Below are 14,997 nucleotides of genomic sequence, written 5' to 3'. Positions count from 1 at the left end.
TCGAGCGAATACCTCTACGGCACCTTCCGTTCGGACGGTGCCGGGAATCGCATCGAAGGAGATCGGAACCATGAAGAAGTCTCGCCTGGCCGTCGCGGCAGTCGCCGCGCTGGCTCTCGTATTCACGTCCACGCCCGCCCAGGCTTACGGCGGCGCCGCCCCCGCGGGCACGATCGTGGATGTCGCCGTCGCCGCATCGGGCGGCGGGACACCCGACGGCAACCCGTGGGACTACGACATCCTCGTGCAGGCGGTGGTGGCCACCGGGCTCAACGGAGCGCTGGCTGATGCGGGCCAGACCTACACCGTGTTCGCGCCGAACGACCGCGCGTTCCTGCGGCTCGTGACCGACCTCACGGGAACGGCGCCGGCGAGCGAAGCCGAGGCGTTGTCGACCATCACCTCGACCTTCACCACCGAGCAGATCTCGAACATCCTGCTCTACCACGTGGTCGCGGGAGAGAAGCTCGGCCCGGTGAAGGTCATCACGGCCGGCTCCCTCACGATGGCCAACGGCGGCGTCGTCGAGCCGCGCGGCATCAAGCTGCGCGACGAGACTCCGGCGTTGAGCGACCCGCGGCTCGTGCCGTGGGCGATCAACATCCCGGCGACGAACGGCGTGATCCACACGATCGACCGCGTCCTCGTTCCCGCGTCCTAGCGACCGACGACTGCCGCGACCGCCGCTGTCGCGGAGCCGTCGGCCGGAGAGACGGGCGGCCACTCCGCGATGGCGGCGCGCAGTTCGCGCGCCGCCTCCGCGGACAGCGGGGAGTGCGGCGGACGCACCTCGCCGACGTCGGTCCCCTGGGCGCGGAAGAGCTCCTTCAGCACGGCGACGTTGAACTTGCCGTTGCCGGTGGCCCGGATCCGCTCTACCGGGACCACATCGCGCAGCGCCGCGTCCAGCCCCGCACGGTCACGATCCACCAGCGCCCGATGGACCGCGAGGGCGAGATCCGGCCGCACGTTCGCGATGCCCGACGTGAACCCGGTGAGGCCGAGATCGAAGAAGTCGGCGGCGCGCATCTCTGCGCCGCCGTTCACCCACGTGCACGACTCGGCGGCTTCGGTGCGCAGGACGCGCCCGAGCGTGTCGAGGTCGGCACGGGCGTACTTCACTCCCAGGACCGCGGGCTCGGCGGCGACGAGCCGCAGGGAGTCGAACTCCAGGCGAGGCGAGCGCAGGTACAGCACGAGGGGCAGCGCTGACCGCGCGGCGATCGACAGATAGTAGGTGAGCACGCCCTCGCTGTCGCCGAACGGATCAGCGGGCTCGTGAACCATGGCGGCCTCGTAGCCGAGGCTCGCGGCGTAGTCGATCTCATCGAGCACCGACCGTGCGGCACCGGCGAAGCCCGCGATGCGGAGAGCCGGCGCATCCGCCCGTGCCACCGCGCGCAGATAGGCGCGCTGCTCGTCACGGGTGAGCTGGAAGACCTCCGCGGTGTTGCCGAGCGCCGCGATGGCGTGCACACCAGAGGAGCCGACATCGCGGGCGAGCGTCTCTGTCAACCGCTCGTCGACGCGTGCGTCGCGGTAGGGCGTGACCAGGACGGCGGTCACGCCGGCCAGGCGATCCCGCACGCCTGCGCCGGCGGTTTCGATGGCGGTCATCGGACGCCTCCATCAGCGTCGATGATGATCTCGGATGACGCCTGCCGCGCCTGCGCGGTGAGCCCGCCGTCGATCGTGAGCACGTGCCCGGTGATGTACGACGCCTGGTCGGACGCGAGGAACGACACCGCCGAGGCGATCTCGTCGCCGGTCCCGGCCCGGCCGAGCGGAATCGAGGTCACCTCGGCGCGCTGAACGTTCTGAGGAAGGTTCTCGTAGCGGTCGTTCGAGATGGCTCCGGGGGCGATCGCGTTCACCCGGACGCGATCCGGGGCGAGCTCCAGCGCCAGCGCGCGCGTGAACGACTCGATCGCACCCTTCGTCGCGTCGTAAGGCACTGCGGATCGATGCGCCTTGGATGCCCCGATCGACGAGATGTTGACGATGGAGCCGGCGCGTTCGCGCAGGAGTGGGGCGGCTGCCGCCGAGCAGAGGAACGTGCCACGGGCGTTCACGGCGAAGATGCGATCCCAGTCGTCGAGGCTCAGCCGCTCGAACGGCACGCGGCCCTGCATCGTGACCGCCGCGTTGTTCACGAGCACGTCCAGGCCTCCGAAACGGTCGGCGATGCCGGAGAACATCGCCTCGACCTGGGCCGGGTCCGACACATCGGCGTCCCAGGCGACAGCGTCGAGTCCGGCATCCGCCATCTCAGCGGCCGCCTGCGCGGCCTCGCCCGGCACCACGCCGTTGACGACGACGTGGGCGCCGTCTGCGGCGAAGCGCTGCGCGATCGCCCGGCCGATGTTCCGGCTGCCCCCGGTCACGGCGACGACCCGCCCCGCCCAGTACCTGTTGCGGTCGATCATTTCGTGAGGCTTCCTGTTCTGTCCACCACGGAGGTCGTGTCGGCGGCGCCCCAACGCAGCGGCTCGGCGGCATCCATCAGACGTTCGCGGGACACGGACATGCCGAGCCCCGGACCCGCGGGCGGGATGAGGGAGGAGTCGCGGAACTCGACCGGTGTCGCCACCACGTCGCGCTGGTAGAGCAGAGGCCCGACCGGGTCGCTCGCGAGCACCTCCGCGGGTGTCGACACGCCAACCAGGGCGCCCGCGGCAGTGCCGATGGACAGCTCCTGCGTCGTGCCGATGACCACGGGCACACCGGCGGCCTGCGCGATCGAGAGCACGCGGAGCGCCGGCGTGATCCCTCCGAGAACGAACAGCCCGACATTGAGGATGTCGACCGCGCCGCTCGAGACGAGTCGCAGCGCGGCGCGCGGGCTGGTGGCGTGCTCACTCACGGGGACCAGCGTGCGCTCGCGGACGAAGCGCAGGCCGTCGTCGTCGCCCGCGCGTGCCGGCGCCTCGACGAACTCGTAGGGGATCTCGCGTGTGGACTCGATGAAGCGCGCCGCCTCGCGCGCATCGAGGAGGTTGGAGAAGTCCAGCGACTTGATGGCGATGGTGTCGCCGAACTCGTCCCGGGCACGACGCAGGAACTCCCGGTCGAGTTCCGCGTTGCGGCCGACGTAGACACGGAAGCGGTGGAAGCCGCGCGCGCGCATGCTGCGGACCACGTCGAGATTCGCCGCGACATCGGCGGCAGACTGCTGACGGAAGATCGGGTAGGCGATGGGAAGGGAGTCGCGCACGCGGCCACCCATCAACTCGGTCAGGTTCACGCCGAGCAGCTTGGCCCGCAGGTCCCACAGTGCGACATCCACACCGCACCGGATCACGCCGGCCTTGTCGTACAGCGAATCGGAAGAGGGGAACGCCTCCTCGAGCCGGCGGGCCAGGTCGTTGGCGTCGCGGGCGTCGCGTCCGAGGAGGAGCTCGCGCAGCGTCCGTTCGAGCTCGGGGACGTCGACGTGGTACATCGGCAGATGCTGGAAGTCCGACATCTCGCCGACGGCCTCGATGCCGTCGTCGGAGGTGAGCTCGACGATCACGTGCCCGCAGACGATGCCCGCCCGTGGGGCCGACACCGGCGTGAGCCGGACGTCGGCGATCCTGCCCGCCATTACGACCCGAGGCCCTGGGGTGCCGGTGCCGATGCCGTGTCGTCCTGCTCGAGTGCGGAGAGCAGAGCGCGTGACGCGCCGCGGATGTGCGACTGCAGCAGCGTGGTCGCGCGCTCCGCGTCGCCCGCTTCGACGGCATCCAGGATCTTGGAGTGCTCGATCGCCTCGCCGGCGAACTTCGGGTCGACCTTCCAGCCCGCGGTCGCGATGAACGTCGCGAGGACCTGCAGCTTGTCGAGGAAGCTGATCAGCCACTCGTTGCCGCACAGCACGTACAGCTCGCGGTGGAAGCGGCGGTTCGCGAGACTCAGCTGCGTGGGATGCCCCCCGTCCAGAAGTGCCTGCGCCGCCTCGAGAGCGCGTCGCGCCGCGGGCTGCTCACCGGCGCCGCGCAGCTCGATGCCGAGCTGCACCGCCTGCGGCTCGACGGCGTAGCGAGCCTCGTCGACAGCGCGCACCGTGGCCTCGTCGAGACGGCGGACGCTGACCCGCTGGTACGAGCTGGCCACGACGAGGCCGCTCGACTGCAGCTGCTTCAGCGCCTCGCGCACGGGTGTCTTCGACACGCCGAGCATCTCGGCCAGGTCCCGCTCGACGAGCGGAGCGCCTTGGGGGAGGATGCCGTCGAGGATCGCCTGCTGCAAGGAGTCGCGCACCCGATCGCCGCGCGATGCCGGTTCTTGCAGAATGAGCGTCCGGATTGCGCCGGCGGATGCTTCGGTGGACATGATGCCATAGTAGTATGGTGGTATACCAACCGCAAGCGACGATTTCGCTCGAAGCCTCGTCGTGCGCCTGGGCGGTCCGCCGTTCGGTCAGCGGGAACGGGCCGCTCGCCGCCCATCAGGGCTCCGACGAGATCGCGTTGTTCCGGATCGATCCGCTGAGCGGCGGCCTGCGCCCGGCTCGCCAACGGCATCGCCGTCCTATCTCTCGATGATGTGAAACTTCGAAGATACTGGTGCATTGGTATACCAATATGCTAGCGTTCTGGAAATCCGGAATCCGAGTGGCGACGACGCGCTGATGAAACGTGTCAATGTCGCCCACGTCCGGAAGCGGCACCCGACGACGGGCGCCCGGGAACACAGCGGATCTGAAGGGAAACGTTCAATGACGACTTCTTCTCGCCGGACGAGAGCCGTGATCGGCGCCACAGGCGCCGTCGCGCTGGCGCTCGGAGTGACGGCATGCAGCACGGGCTCCGGCGATGCCGGCAGCGAGGATGTGACGCTCCGCGTGGCGTGGTGGGGCTCGCAGGAGCGACACGACAACTTCCTCTCGCTCATCGACGAGTACGAGGCGGAGAATCCGAATGTCACGATCGAGGCGGAGTACTCGGACTCGGGCGGGCACTGGGACCGGCTCGCGACGACCACTGCCGGTGGCGACGCTCCGGACGTGATCGCCTTCGACAAGGAGCATCTGTTCCAGTACGGCGGCCGGGGCGCACTGCTGGATCTGAGCACTCTTGACGCGATCGACACCTCCGCCTTCCCCGAGGCCTCCATCGAGCAGGGCAGCCTCGACGGCGAGCTGTACGGGCTCCCGTTCTCGCAGAACGCGTACACGGTGGTGGCGAACGAGGATCTCTTCGCGCAGGCCGGCGTCGAGCTGCCTGACGACTCGACCTGGACGTGGGACGACTTCTACGAGATCTCGAACGACGTCGCCGCGAACCTCGGCGGCGATGTTCGCGGCAGCGACTACGGCGAGGCGGGCAACGCGACCCTCGAGATGTGGCTCGGACAGCACGGCGAGTCGCTCTTCGCCGCGGACGGGTCCGCCGAGATCGGGTACGACGTCGACACGGCCGCGGCGTGGTTCGAGCACCTCGAGCACATCCGCGACGCGGCGAGCGGTCCGAGCCCGGACGAGTTCATCGAGGAGATGTCGGGGGTCTTCGAGGAAGGTCGCTTCCTGACGAACCGCTCCGCGCTCGCGTTCTACTACGCCAGCCAGCTGCCGGCCCTCGAGACCGCCTCGGGGAGCACGATGGCGCTGCTGCGACCTCCGTCGCCGAGCGGATCCGTCGACGACAACGGCCTGGCCCACATCCCGTCCTGGTTCTGGGGCATCTCAAGCCGCACCGAGCACGCGGATGCCGCCGCCGATCTCGTCGACTTCCTCAGCAACGACCCGCGCGTCGCCGAGACGATGCTCGTGAGCCTCGGCGTGCCGGCCAGCACCGCGAACCAGGAGGTCATCCTTCCCGAGCTGGACGCGACCGGCCAGGAGGTCGTCGAGTTCGTCAGCGAGACCGGGCCTGAGGCCACGTTCGTACCGCCGCCCTCGCCGCCCGGATCGGGTTCCGTGGGTGACAGTGTGATCCGGTACATGGAGGAAGTGCTCTTCGACCGTCTCGAGCCGGCCGACGCCGCCGCTCAGATGACCGCCGAGATCGAAGACCAGCTCGCCCGCGGCTGAGGCCGCACGGCGGCCGAGCGCTTCGCGCGCTCGGCCGCCGGCAGCGACGCCGTTCAGCTCGCCATCCACTCCTCGAAGGACGCGAATCCATGCCCGACGCTCTCGTCATCCACCCTGCCGAAGCCTCCGCCCGCGTGCGGTTCGGGCTCGACACGCTCGATCATGCCCTGGTCGATGCCGGCTACACGGTCACGCGGTCGACGGATCCGCTGGCCGCGCGGCCCGCCGGCATCCGCATCCTCCTGGGCGTCCGAGGGGACTCCGCGGATCTGACCGCTCTCGAGCAGAGCGACATCCTGCTGTACAACACGAGTGCGCCCGAGGGTGAGGGATTCGTCCTCTCGTCGCTGCCCGGCACGCTCACGGTCGTCGCGGGCGGCAGCGACTCCGGACTGCTCTACGGCTGCCAGGAACTCGCGCGCCAGATCGACGACTACGGCGACGTTCCGCGTGATCTGGACATCGCCGAGGCCCCGGACCTCGTCCTGCGCGGCCCGGCGATCGGGCTGCAGAAGACGACGGTCGAGGCGCCGCGCCAGGTGTACGAGTACCCGATCAACCACGACCGGTTCCCCTGGTTCTACGACAAGGAGACCTGGATCGATCTGCTCGATCTGCTGGTCTCCGAGCGTGCGAACGTCGTGTACCTCTGGAGCGGGCATCCCTTCGCCTCGTTCGTGCGGCTGGACGACTACCCCGAGGCGCAGGAGGTGACCGACGGCGAGCTGCGCCAGAACCGCGAGCTGCTCACCTGGCTCGCGGCCGAGGCCGACCGGCGGGGGATCTGGATCGTCGTCAAGTTCTACAACATCCACATTCCGCTGCCTTTCGCCGAGTACCACGGCATCCCGCTTCACCAGCCGGCACCGACGCCGCTGACGAGCGACTACACGCGGAAGTCGATCGGCGCGTTCGTGCGCGACTTCCCCAACGTCGGGCTCTACGTCTGCCTGGGGGAGGTGCTGCAGGGCGACATCTACGGCACCGAGTGGTTCGTCGACACGATCCTCGCCGGCGTGCAGGACGGGATCGCCGCATCCGGGCGCGACGAGATCCCGCCCGTCATCGTGCGCGCCCACGCGATCGACCTGCAGCCGGTGCTCGCCAAGGCGCTGGAGGTGTACCCGCGGCTGTTCACCGAGGCGAAGTTCAACGGCGAATCGCTCACGACGTGGAACCCGCGCGGCAAATGGCAGGGCATCCATCGCGACCTCGCAGCGCAGGGGAGCCTGCACATCGTCAACATCCACATCCTCGCGAATCTCGAGCCCTTCCGCTTCGGCGCGGTCTCGTTCATCCAGAAGAGCGTGCTGGCGATCATCCACCGGCTGGAGTCGCACGGCCTCCACCTCTACCCGCTCTTCTATTGGGAGTGGCCGCTCTCGCCCGACAACACGACGCCGCGCCTGCGGCAGATCGATCGCGACTGGATCTGGTACGCCGCCTGGTTGCGCTACGCGTGGCGCGCCGACCGCGATCCCGCGACCGAACGCGAGTACTGGATCGGCGTGCTCGCCGCGCGCTTCGGTGACCGAGATGGCGCCGCCGCCGCCCTCGATGCCTACGAGGCGATGGGGCAGATCGCGCCGCGGCTGGTGCGGCGCATCGGCATCACCGAGGGCAACCGCCAGACGCTGAGCCTCGGCATGACGATGAGCCAGCTCACCAATGCGGCGCGCCACCGGCCATGGGCGGACTTGTGGGACTCGCATGCGCCGGCGGGAGAGCGCCTGGAGGAATTCGTCCAGCGGGAGCTGCTCCGGGAGCCGCACCGGGGTGAGACTCCGATGTCGGTCGTCGACGACACGCGGTTCTTCGCCGATCGCGCCGTGTCGGCGATCGAACGCGGCCGACCGGCGGTGAAAGCCGGTCACGCCGAGTACGACCGGCTGGGGCAGGATGCCGCGGCGATCGCGCTCCTCGAAGAGTTCTACCGGCTCCGCGTCGCGGCCGCGGTCGACATCGTCGCCTACCGCGAGGATCGCGGCGCCGATGCGGGCGTGCCGACCGCCCGCCTCGAACGTGCCGCAGATCTGATCGACAGGAGCGTCGCCGCGTACGAGAGGCTCACCGAGCTCGCCGACCGCACGTATCTCTCTGCGAACAGCATGCAGACCCCTCAGCGCAAGGTGCCGTTCCCCGACGGCGCGACCTTCGCGCACTGGCGCGACTGTCTTCCCCTTTACGCGGAGGAGGCGCGCAACTTCCGCGCCAACCTGGCGCGGCTCGAATCAGGTGCGTCCTCACCGACCGCGGCGTTGTCCGCCCCGGCGCCGTTCCGGGCGGTGCCGTACACGCTGCTGTCCGATGACGGCGAGCTGTTCGCGGTGCGGCCGGGGGCATCGGTGTTCGCGGATGCCGACAGCAACCTCCGCGAGCTGGCGCCCGAGCTCGACGGGCTCACAGGTGTGCGCGTCGGCCGTGATGCGGCCTTCCAGGGGCAGGTGGCGCTGACGCTCCGCCTCGATGAGCCCGGCCACGTCCTGATCGGATACTTCCAGAGCGCCGACCCGGTGTGGCTGCAGGTGCCCGACCTCGAAGTCGACACCCACGCGGATGCGCGGGGCGGACTAGAGCCGGTGCTGCGGGCTGCGGCGGCCGTCGACTTCCTTCCGTCGGTGAACGTCCACGCGTTCGCCTTCGAGGCCGGCGAGCACGTCCTCGCACCGGGCGCCGGGGCGTACGTCGTCCTCGGCGTGGTCCGTGCGGGAGAGCAGTTCACCGGGCGGACCGTGCTCGGCGAATCCGACGATGCCCTCAGCCTCGACTGGCTCTACGAGAGCCCGTCCGTGCCGGCGCGAGAGGCGGTGCGGGCATGAGCGCCATGACCGAGCTCGTCAACATCCGCAAGACGAGGGTGCGGCGCACGAGCAAGCCGAGCAAGGCCGAGCGCCGCGAGGGCCGCGCCGCGTATCTGTTCCTGCTGCCGTGGATGATCGGCATGCTGACGCTCACCATCGGGCCGATGCTCGTGTCGCTGTACCTGTCGTTCACCGACTACAACCTGCTGCAGACGCCGGAGTGGATCGGGCTCGACAACTTCACCCGGATGCTGGACGACGCGCGCCTGCACAACTCGTTCGGCGTCACGTTCCGCTTCGTGTTCGTCTCGGTGCCGCTGCAGCTGATCGCGGCACTGCTGCTCGCGGTGGTCCTGGATCGGGGCCTGCGAGGACTGGCCTTCTATCGCTCGATCTTCTACCTTCCCTCGCTCCTGGGCGGATCGGTCGCGATCGCCGTGCTGTGGCGCCAGATCTTCGGTATCGAAGGTCTGGTCAATCAGGTGCTCGCCCTGCTGGGGATCGAGGGTCAAGGCTGGGTGTCGTCCCCCGACACCGCTCTCGACACCCTCGTCATCCTGAGCGTCTGGACGTTCGGCGCCCCGATGATCATCTTCCTCGCCGGACTGCGTCAGATCCCGACCATGTACTACGAGGCTGCGTCCGTCGACGGCGCCGGTCGCGTGCGGCAGTTCTTCAGGATCACGTTGCCGCTGCTCACGCCCATCATCTTCTTCAACTTCGTGCTCCAGATCATCGGGGCCTTCCAGTCCTTCACGCAGGCGTACGTCGTCTCGAACGGCTCGGGCGGGCCCGCCGACTCGACCATGTTCTACACGCTGTACCTCTACCAGATGGGCTTCACCAACTTCGACATGGGCTACGCATCGGCGATGGCGTGGGTCCTGCTCGTGATCATCGCGATGTTCACGGTCGTCAATTTCATCGCCTCGAAGTTCTGGGTGTTCTATGACGACTGAACTCGCGCCACCGAAGCAATCCGCCCCGGCGATGGCATCGACAGCTCCTGAGCCGGATATCACCGCCCGCCGCCGCCTGCTGCGGTCGATGGCGACCCGCCGGTTCGTCAAGCACGCGATCCTGATCGCGTGCGGCCTGGTCATGATGTACCCGCTGCTGTGGATGATCGTGAGCTCGCTGCGTCCCAACGAGGAGATCTTCCGCACCCCGGGCCTGGGGCTCGACAGCTTCGAGATCGAGAACTACATCGACGGCTGGAACGCGCTCTCGCACCCGTTCGGGCACTACCTGATCAACTCTTCGATCATCGTGCTGGGATCGATCGTCGGGAATCTGCTGTCGTGCTCGATGGCCGCCTACGCGTTCGCGCGGCTGCGATTCCGCGGCCGCGCGGTGATGTTCGCCGCGATGCTGGCCACGATCATGCTCCCCGTGCACGTGGTCATCGTGCCGCAGTACATCATCTTCTCCCAGCTCGGGTGGGTGAACACGTTCCTGCCTCTCATCGTTCCGAAGTTCCTCGCGACCGAGGCGTTCTTCATCTTCCTGATGGTGCAGTTCATCCGCGGCATCCCGCGAGAGCTCGATGAGGCTGCCCGGATCGACGGGTGCGGCCACTTCCGGATCTACTTCCGGATCATCCTGCCGCTCATGGTGCCCGCCCTCGCGACGACCGCGATCTTCACCTTCATCTGGACGTGGAACGACTTCTTCGGCCAGCTCATCTACCTCACCCGGCCCGACATGTACACCGTTCCCGTGGCGCTGCGCGCATTCGTCGACGCGAGCTCGGACTCGTCGTGGGGCTCGCTGTTCGCGATGTCGATCGTCTCGCTCATCCCCGTGTTCGTGATCTTCCTGTTCGGCCAGCGCTACCTCCTCAAGGGCATCGCGACGACGGGCGGCAAATGACGACCGGGCTCGGCGGGCCGGGGGCGGATGCCGTGGAGTCGATCGAGCTCGCGATCCTCTCGGTTCCGCTCGCCCGGCCCATGAGCGACGCCAAGGTGCTCACCGGGCGCCAGTCGCCGATGGCGGAGATCAGTGTGCTCCTCGCCGAGGTCCGCACCGCAGACGGCCTGTACGGACTCGGGTTCAGCTACTCCACAAGAGCGGGCGGCCCGGCGCAGTATGCGCACGCGGCCGAGGTCGCGCATGCGGCGCTCGGGCAGGATCCGAGCGATATCGGACGCATCGGCGCGCGGCTGCTCTGGGGTGGTGCGGCGGCAGGGCGCGGCGGGCTCGCGATGCAGGCGATCGCCGCCGTTGATATCGCTCTGTTCGATGTCAAGGCCAGGCGTGCAGGCCTTCCGCTTGCGAAGCTGCTCGGCGTGCACCGCGACTCCGTGCGGGTGTACGACACGTCGGGCGGGTACCTCAACGCGCCGGTGGGTGAAGTGCTCGACAATGTCGACCGCTCCATCGAGGCGGGGCTCGGCGGGATCAAGATCAAGGTGGGGCATCCCGACATGGCGACCGACCTGCACCGCGTGCGCGCCGTGCACGAACGCATCGCCGGTCGCGTGCCGCTCATGGTGGACGCGAACCAGCAGTGGGATCGCACCACCGCGCTGCAGCGCGGCCGTCAGCTCGAAGAGTTCGGCCTGGCCTGGATCGAGGAGCCCGTCGACGCGCACGACTTCGAGGGGCTGGCGAATCTCGCCGCACGACTGGACACGCCGATCGCCTCGGGCGAGATGCTGTCGAGCGTCGCCGATGCCTCGCGGCTCATCGAGCAGCGCGGAGCCGACATCGTGCAGGCGGATGCGCCGCGACTGGGCGGCATCTCGCCGTATCTGCGTGTCGCCGAACTCGCCGATCACGCTCATCTCGACATGGCGCCACACTTCGTGATGGAACTGCATCTGCACCTCGCGGCCGCGTATCCGCGTGAGACGTGGGTCGAGCACTTCGACTGGCTGACGCCGCTGTTCGACGAGCGCCGAGAGATCCGCAACGGCCGGATGCTGCTCCCCACTGCCCCGGGGCTCGGGCTCACCGTGAGCCGGGCGGCGCGACGATGGGTCACCGAGCGGGTCGTCGTGCGCTGATCAGGTGCAGAACCTCACCCGATGATGACGGATGCCGCAGCCGGCGCGGCGGCTGCGGCATCCGTCAGTGTCCTTCGTGTGTGACCACAGGAAGGACGGTGCCGTCGGCGTCGAGGAGTGCAGCCCCCTGGCACACCCCGAGTGCGGGCACCACGACGAGCGTCACGACGGCGGCTGCGGCCCCCAGGGTCCACAGGCTCGTCCGCCGCGACGCACGCCGCGTTCCCCGCACGACACCGCAGGCGACGGCCACCCCCAGGAAGATGACCGTCATGATCGCGAGGACCCCGGCTCGCCCGGGCGCCGTGGCGAGGAGTGCCACGGCGACGGCGACCGAGGCCGCCGCGCCGGCCGCTGCCGCACGCGGCACCGGTGTTCGGCCGAGGGCGAGGCTCGCCGCACCCCATGCCAGGGCCGCGACGCCCTGGACCACGGCGAACACGCCGAGAGCTCGCGACAGCCCGTCGGCCTGGACCCCCACCACGCCCGCGGCGCCGAGGGCGATGCCGACGAGGCCGAGGCCCCACGCGACGACCGGCACCCACGACGGGGCGCGGCTGACGCGCTCCGTCGTGGATGCCGTCGCCATCGTGGTCACGCCGTCGCGACCCGCGACGTCCGCTCGGCCGCCAGCCCGACGCCCAGCAGCACGATGGCGCTGGCGAGGTGCAGGAAGTGGTCGGGCGCGTTGAGCGCGAGGATGTTGGCCGGCGTGCCGACGAGGAAGAACCCGACGACGCCGAGCAGCAGGTACGCGGCGCCCACCGTGATGTTCACGATCTTGGCCGGTCGTGCTCCCGCGATTCCGGCGATCAACAGCGCGGCTCCGATCAGCAGGTGCGCGATGTTGTGCAGCGGGTTGACCTCGAAGATGCCCAGGAGCAGTCCGCCCTCGGTGGCGATGAAGCTGACGCCTCCCGTGAAGGCGAAGCCGAGAAGGCCGACGAGGAGGTAGACGGCGCCGAAGACCGTGGCGACGATGCGGTTCGGTGACGATCCCATGAGAGACCTCTCTTTCCCAGACCGGCGACCTGCCGGCTGTGAGAGTTCTTCGGTGTGGGTGGGAAATCGGATGGGATGCCGCTGTCCCGGCGATCGCTGCAGAGCGGACTCTAGCCGATAGGCGACCGCCGCATCGCCGGTTTGCAACGGCGTGGTCGGGCGGGGTGAACTTGACCAGTGCCCACGACCGACGACCTCGCCGACGAGCTGGCGATCGCCGTGGGCGGAGCCGACATCTTCGCCGTCTATCAGCCGCAGGTGTCGTTGGAGAGCGGGTCGATCGTGGCCGCGGAGGCACTATGCCGCTGGCGGCATCCACGGCTCGGCGACATCGATCCGTCGACGATGATCGGTGTCGCCGAGCGCAGCGGCGTGATCCATGCGCTCGGCCGGAGGATGCTCGACGAGTGCCTCGACGCGCTCGCCGGGTGGCGCGAGACGGGCCGCGAGTGGGCGGTCGCCGTCAACGTCTCGCCGCTGCAGTTCGAGGACGAGTCCTTCGCCCTTCATGTCGCCGCCGAGTTCGAGCAACGCGCGTTCCCGGCTGGCTCGCTCGTTCTCGAGCTGACGCAGGACGTGGAGCCGGTCGATGAGCGCGTGCTGCCGCAACTGCATATGCTCCGCGAGATCGGTGTGGAGATCTCCCTGGCGGGATACGGCGACGACTCGTCCTCGCTGGAGGGACTTCGGAGTGTGCCGCTCACCGAAGTGAAGCTCCCGGGTGACCTGGTGCGGGCGGCGGCGGGACCCGCGCTGGCCCCGCTGCGCGACAGGGTCGAGATCGCACACGCGCACGGGCTGCGAGTCGTCGCCGAAGGGATCGAGACTCTCACCCATCTCGACATCGCGGTGCAGCTGGGCTGCGATCGTGCGCAGGGCTTTCTCATCCGGCATCCGGATCCGGAGATCGTGTTCCCGTAGACCGTCGCGAGCTCGAGCCCGACGAGTGCAGCAACCGGAATCGGATGGGATGCCGCGGGCCGGCGCTGCTCTCGGCTCGGGCGCTTCGTCTCGCTGCGGCTCGCTCAAAGACCGGGATGCTGCATCCATGAACGCTTCTCCACCGGAATACATCTTCGAGGCCAGCGCCGGCCTCGAGGGGTCTGGAGGAGGAATGGCCATGCGCGCATCGACAGAGGCATTCGCCTACCGCTACGCCGATTACGGCGACGCCGACGTTCTCCATCGCCATCGATACCCATTGCCTGCCCCCGGGCCGGGCGAGGTGCTGGTCGAGGTGATCTCGACGGCGATCAACCACATGGACGCCTTCCTGCGCAACGGCAAAGAGGACACTTGGCGCGACGACCCGTGGCCGCGGTCGTCCGGCAGCGACTTCGCGGGGATCGTCCGCCGCTGCGGCCCGGGAGTTACCACGCTGCGGATCGGCGCGAACGTCGTCGGGCACACCAGGACGGGAGCCCACGCGAGTCACATCGTCCTGCCGGCCGACCAGCTCGTGGTCAAGCACCGGGCCATCGAGTGGGAGGTCGCCGGCGGTCTCTTCCTCGCCGGAGGCACCGCGTTGGAGACCCTCGACGACCTTCGGATCGGCGCCTCCGACACGGTGGTCATCTCCGCCGCGGCGGGCGGCGTCGGCAGCATCGAGGCGCAGGTCGCGAAATACCGCGGTGCCCGCGTGATCGGCACGTGCGGCGAGCGAAACTTCGACTACCTGCGGCAGCTGCGTATCACGCCCGTGAACTACGGCGAGGGGATGGCGGAGCGGATCCAGCGGGTCGCGGGTGGACCGATCACCGCGTACATCGACAACTACGGCAAGGACGGACGCGAGGTCGCGGAAGCCCTCGAGGTTGCTCCCGAGCGCTATCGCTCCAGCGCAGACCGGCGGGAGGTCGAACTGCGGCTGCTCCGAGACGACGCCGAGTCCGTCTCGCATGCGACGCACGTGCTGCAACGCGTGGTGGACCTGGCCGGCGCAGGAGCGTTCCGCCTTCTCGTCTCGGGTCTGTACCCCATCGAGGACATCGTGGATGCCTTCGAAGACCTGGCCAAGCTTCACGCGCGCGGGAAGATCGTCCTGGCCACCCATCCGGTCACGCGTACGCGCACGCTGCGCGCACGGGAGGTGTTCGAACGGATGCCGTGACGCAGGCGTTACGGCCTCGGCACGAGGTTGTCCAGTCCCTCCTTCATGTCCTACAGCCCT

14 protein-coding genes are annotated in these 14,997 nt (G+C 68.9%); 8 read left to right on the top strand and 6 right to left on the bottom strand.

All coding sequences use genetic code 11. The annotated features are described in order from the left end of the window. The first annotated feature begins 70 nt into the window (after positions 1–70). Positions 71–661 carry a fasciclin domain-containing protein gene (locus tag MRBLMI12_RS20900; RefSeq protein ID WP_363358090.1) on the top strand — a complete coding sequence of 197 codons (591 nt, stop codon included), beginning with the start codon at positions 71–73 and terminating at the stop codon, positions 659–661. Here MRBLMI12_RS20900 and MRBLMI12_RS20895 read toward each other — a convergent pair. The 4 genes from MRBLMI12_RS20895 to MRBLMI12_RS20880 are packed head-to-tail and all read right to left on the bottom strand — an operon-like array spanning position 658 to position 4,314. Further along, a complete protein-coding gene (locus tag MRBLMI12_RS20895; protein ID WP_363358089.1) occupies positions 658–1,617 on the bottom strand; it encodes a dihydrodipicolinate synthase family protein in 960 nt (319 codons plus the stop codon). The two genes, MRBLMI12_RS20900 and MRBLMI12_RS20895, sit on opposite strands and share 4 nt — an antisense overlap. Next, the gene (locus MRBLMI12_RS20890) at positions 1,614–2,426 is read right to left on the bottom strand and encodes an SDR family NAD(P)-dependent oxidoreductase (RefSeq protein WP_363358088.1); all 813 of its coding nucleotides are present in this window, start codon (positions 2,424–2,426) and stop codon (positions 1,614–1,616) included. The genes MRBLMI12_RS20895 and MRBLMI12_RS20890 overlap by 4 nt, the downstream gene beginning before the upstream one ends. Then, complete coding sequence (locus MRBLMI12_RS20885) at positions 2,423–3,586, bottom strand: mandelate racemase/muconate lactonizing enzyme family protein (RefSeq protein WP_363358087.1); 1,164 nt, start codon at positions 3,584–3,586, stop codon at positions 2,423–2,425. The genes MRBLMI12_RS20890 and MRBLMI12_RS20885 overlap by 4 nt, the downstream gene beginning before the upstream one ends. Then, positions 3,586–4,314 (bottom strand): GntR family transcriptional regulator, encoded by a 729-nt coding sequence (locus tag MRBLMI12_RS20880; RefSeq protein WP_363358086.1) that lies wholly within the window; start codon positions 4,312–4,314, stop codon positions 3,586–3,588. The genes MRBLMI12_RS20885 and MRBLMI12_RS20880 overlap by 1 nt, the downstream gene beginning before the upstream one ends. Positions 4,315–4,729: 415 nt before the next feature. Here MRBLMI12_RS20880 and MRBLMI12_RS20875 point away from each other — a divergent pair, with 415 nt between their 5' ends. The 5 genes from MRBLMI12_RS20875 to MRBLMI12_RS20855 all read left to right on the top strand — a co-directional run bounded on the left by MRBLMI12_RS20875 (position 4,730) and on the right by MRBLMI12_RS20855 (position 11,825). Next, entirely contained in the window at positions 4,730–6,013 is a 1,284-nt protein-coding gene (locus MRBLMI12_RS20875; protein WP_363358085.1) for an ABC transporter substrate-binding protein, read from the top strand. Positions 6,014–6,102: 89 nt separating this feature from the next. After that, positions 6,103–8,832, top strand: a complete 2,730-nt coding sequence (locus MRBLMI12_RS20870) for a hypothetical protein (RefSeq protein ID WP_363358084.1) — start codon at positions 6,103–6,105, stop codon at positions 8,830–8,832. Further along, positions 8,829–9,773: a carbohydrate ABC transporter permease gene (locus MRBLMI12_RS20865; RefSeq protein WP_363358083.1), complete on the top strand. Its 945-nt coding sequence runs from the start codon at positions 8,829–8,831 to the stop codon at positions 9,771–9,773. Before MRBLMI12_RS20870 ends, MRBLMI12_RS20865 begins: the two co-directional genes overlap by 4 nt. Positions 9,774–9,861: 88 nt before the next feature. Beyond that, positions 9,862–10,686 carry a carbohydrate ABC transporter permease gene (locus tag MRBLMI12_RS20860; protein ID WP_363358247.1) on the top strand — a complete coding sequence of 275 codons (825 nt, stop codon included), beginning with the start codon at positions 9,862–9,864 and terminating at the stop codon, positions 10,684–10,686. Next, complete coding sequence (locus tag MRBLMI12_RS20855) at positions 10,683–11,825, top strand: L-talarate/galactarate dehydratase (protein ID WP_363358082.1); 1,143 nt, start codon at positions 10,683–10,685, stop codon at positions 11,823–11,825. The genes MRBLMI12_RS20860 and MRBLMI12_RS20855 overlap by 4 nt, the downstream gene beginning before the upstream one ends. A gap of 64 nt (positions 11,826–11,889) precedes the next feature. Here MRBLMI12_RS20855 and MRBLMI12_RS20850 read toward each other — a convergent pair whose 3' ends face one another. After that, on the bottom strand, positions 11,890–12,423 hold the full coding sequence (locus tag MRBLMI12_RS20850) for a hypothetical protein (RefSeq protein WP_363358081.1): 534 nt from the start codon (positions 12,421–12,423) through the stop codon (positions 11,890–11,892). Beyond that, positions 12,420–12,827: a DUF4383 domain-containing protein gene (locus MRBLMI12_RS20845; protein ID WP_363358080.1), complete on the bottom strand. Its 408-nt coding sequence runs from the start codon at positions 12,825–12,827 to the stop codon at positions 12,420–12,422. The genes MRBLMI12_RS20850 and MRBLMI12_RS20845 overlap by 4 nt, the downstream gene beginning before the upstream one ends. Before the next feature lie 177 nt (positions 12,828–13,004). Between MRBLMI12_RS20845 and MRBLMI12_RS20840 the strand changes: the two genes are divergently transcribed. Together MRBLMI12_RS20840 and MRBLMI12_RS20835 are read left to right on the top strand one after the other, a co-directional pair. Next, on the top strand, positions 13,005–13,748 hold the full coding sequence (locus MRBLMI12_RS20840) for an EAL domain-containing protein (RefSeq protein ID WP_363358079.1): 744 nt from the start codon (positions 13,005–13,007) through the stop codon (positions 13,746–13,748). 199 nt (positions 13,749–13,947) lie between these two features. Continuing rightward, positions 13,948–14,937, top strand: coding sequence for an NADP-dependent oxidoreductase (locus tag MRBLMI12_RS20835; RefSeq protein ID WP_363358078.1), 990 nt, complete (start codon positions 13,948–13,950; stop codon positions 14,935–14,937). Positions 14,938–14,997 lie beyond the last annotated feature (60 nt).

It is taken from the genome of Microbacterium sp. LMI12-1-1.1, from assembly GCF_040676455.1.
Taxonomy (GTDB): Bacteria; Actinomycetota; Actinomycetes; order Actinomycetales; family Microbacteriaceae; genus Microbacterium.
The sequence above is the reverse complement of the archived record's forward strand: the minus strand, read 5'-3'. Positions and strand labels throughout refer to the sequence as shown.

Coding starts and splice junctions, on each gene's coding strand:
- MRBLMI12_RS20900 (WP_363358090.1), top strand. CDS start 71: ATGAAGAAGTCTCGCCTGGCCGTCGCGGCAGTCGCCGCGCTGGCTCTC.
- MRBLMI12_RS20895 (WP_363358089.1), bottom strand. CDS start 1,617: ATGACCGCCATCGAAACCGCCGGCGCAGGCGTGCGGGATCGCCTGGCC.
- MRBLMI12_RS20890 (WP_363358088.1), bottom strand. CDS start 2,426: ATGATCGACCGCAACAGGTACTGGGCGGGGCGGGTCGTCGCCGTGACC.
- MRBLMI12_RS20885 (WP_363358087.1), bottom strand. CDS start 3,586: ATGGCGGGCAGGATCGCCGACGTCCGGCTCACGCCGGTGTCGGCCCCA.
- MRBLMI12_RS20880 (WP_363358086.1), bottom strand. CDS start 4,314: ATGTCCACCGAAGCATCCGCCGGCGCAATCCGGACGCTCATTCTGCAA.
- MRBLMI12_RS20870 (WP_363358084.1), top strand. CDS start 6,103: ATGCCCGACGCTCTCGTCATCCACCCTGCCGAAGCCTCCGCCCGCGTG.
- MRBLMI12_RS20865 (WP_363358083.1), top strand. CDS start 8,829: ATGAGCGCCATGACCGAGCTCGTCAACATCCGCAAGACGAGGGTGCGG.
- MRBLMI12_RS20860 (WP_363358247.1), top strand. CDS start 9,862: ATGGCGACCCGCCGGTTCGTCAAGCACGCGATCCTGATCGCGTGCGGC.
- MRBLMI12_RS20855 (WP_363358082.1), top strand. CDS start 10,683: ATGACGACCGGGCTCGGCGGGCCGGGGGCGGATGCCGTGGAGTCGATC.
- MRBLMI12_RS20845 (WP_363358080.1), bottom strand. CDS start 12,827: ATGGGATCGTCACCGAACCGCATCGTCGCCACGGTCTTCGGCGCCGTC.
- MRBLMI12_RS20835 (WP_363358078.1), top strand. CDS start 13,948: ATGCGCGCATCGACAGAGGCATTCGCCTACCGCTACGCCGATTACGGC.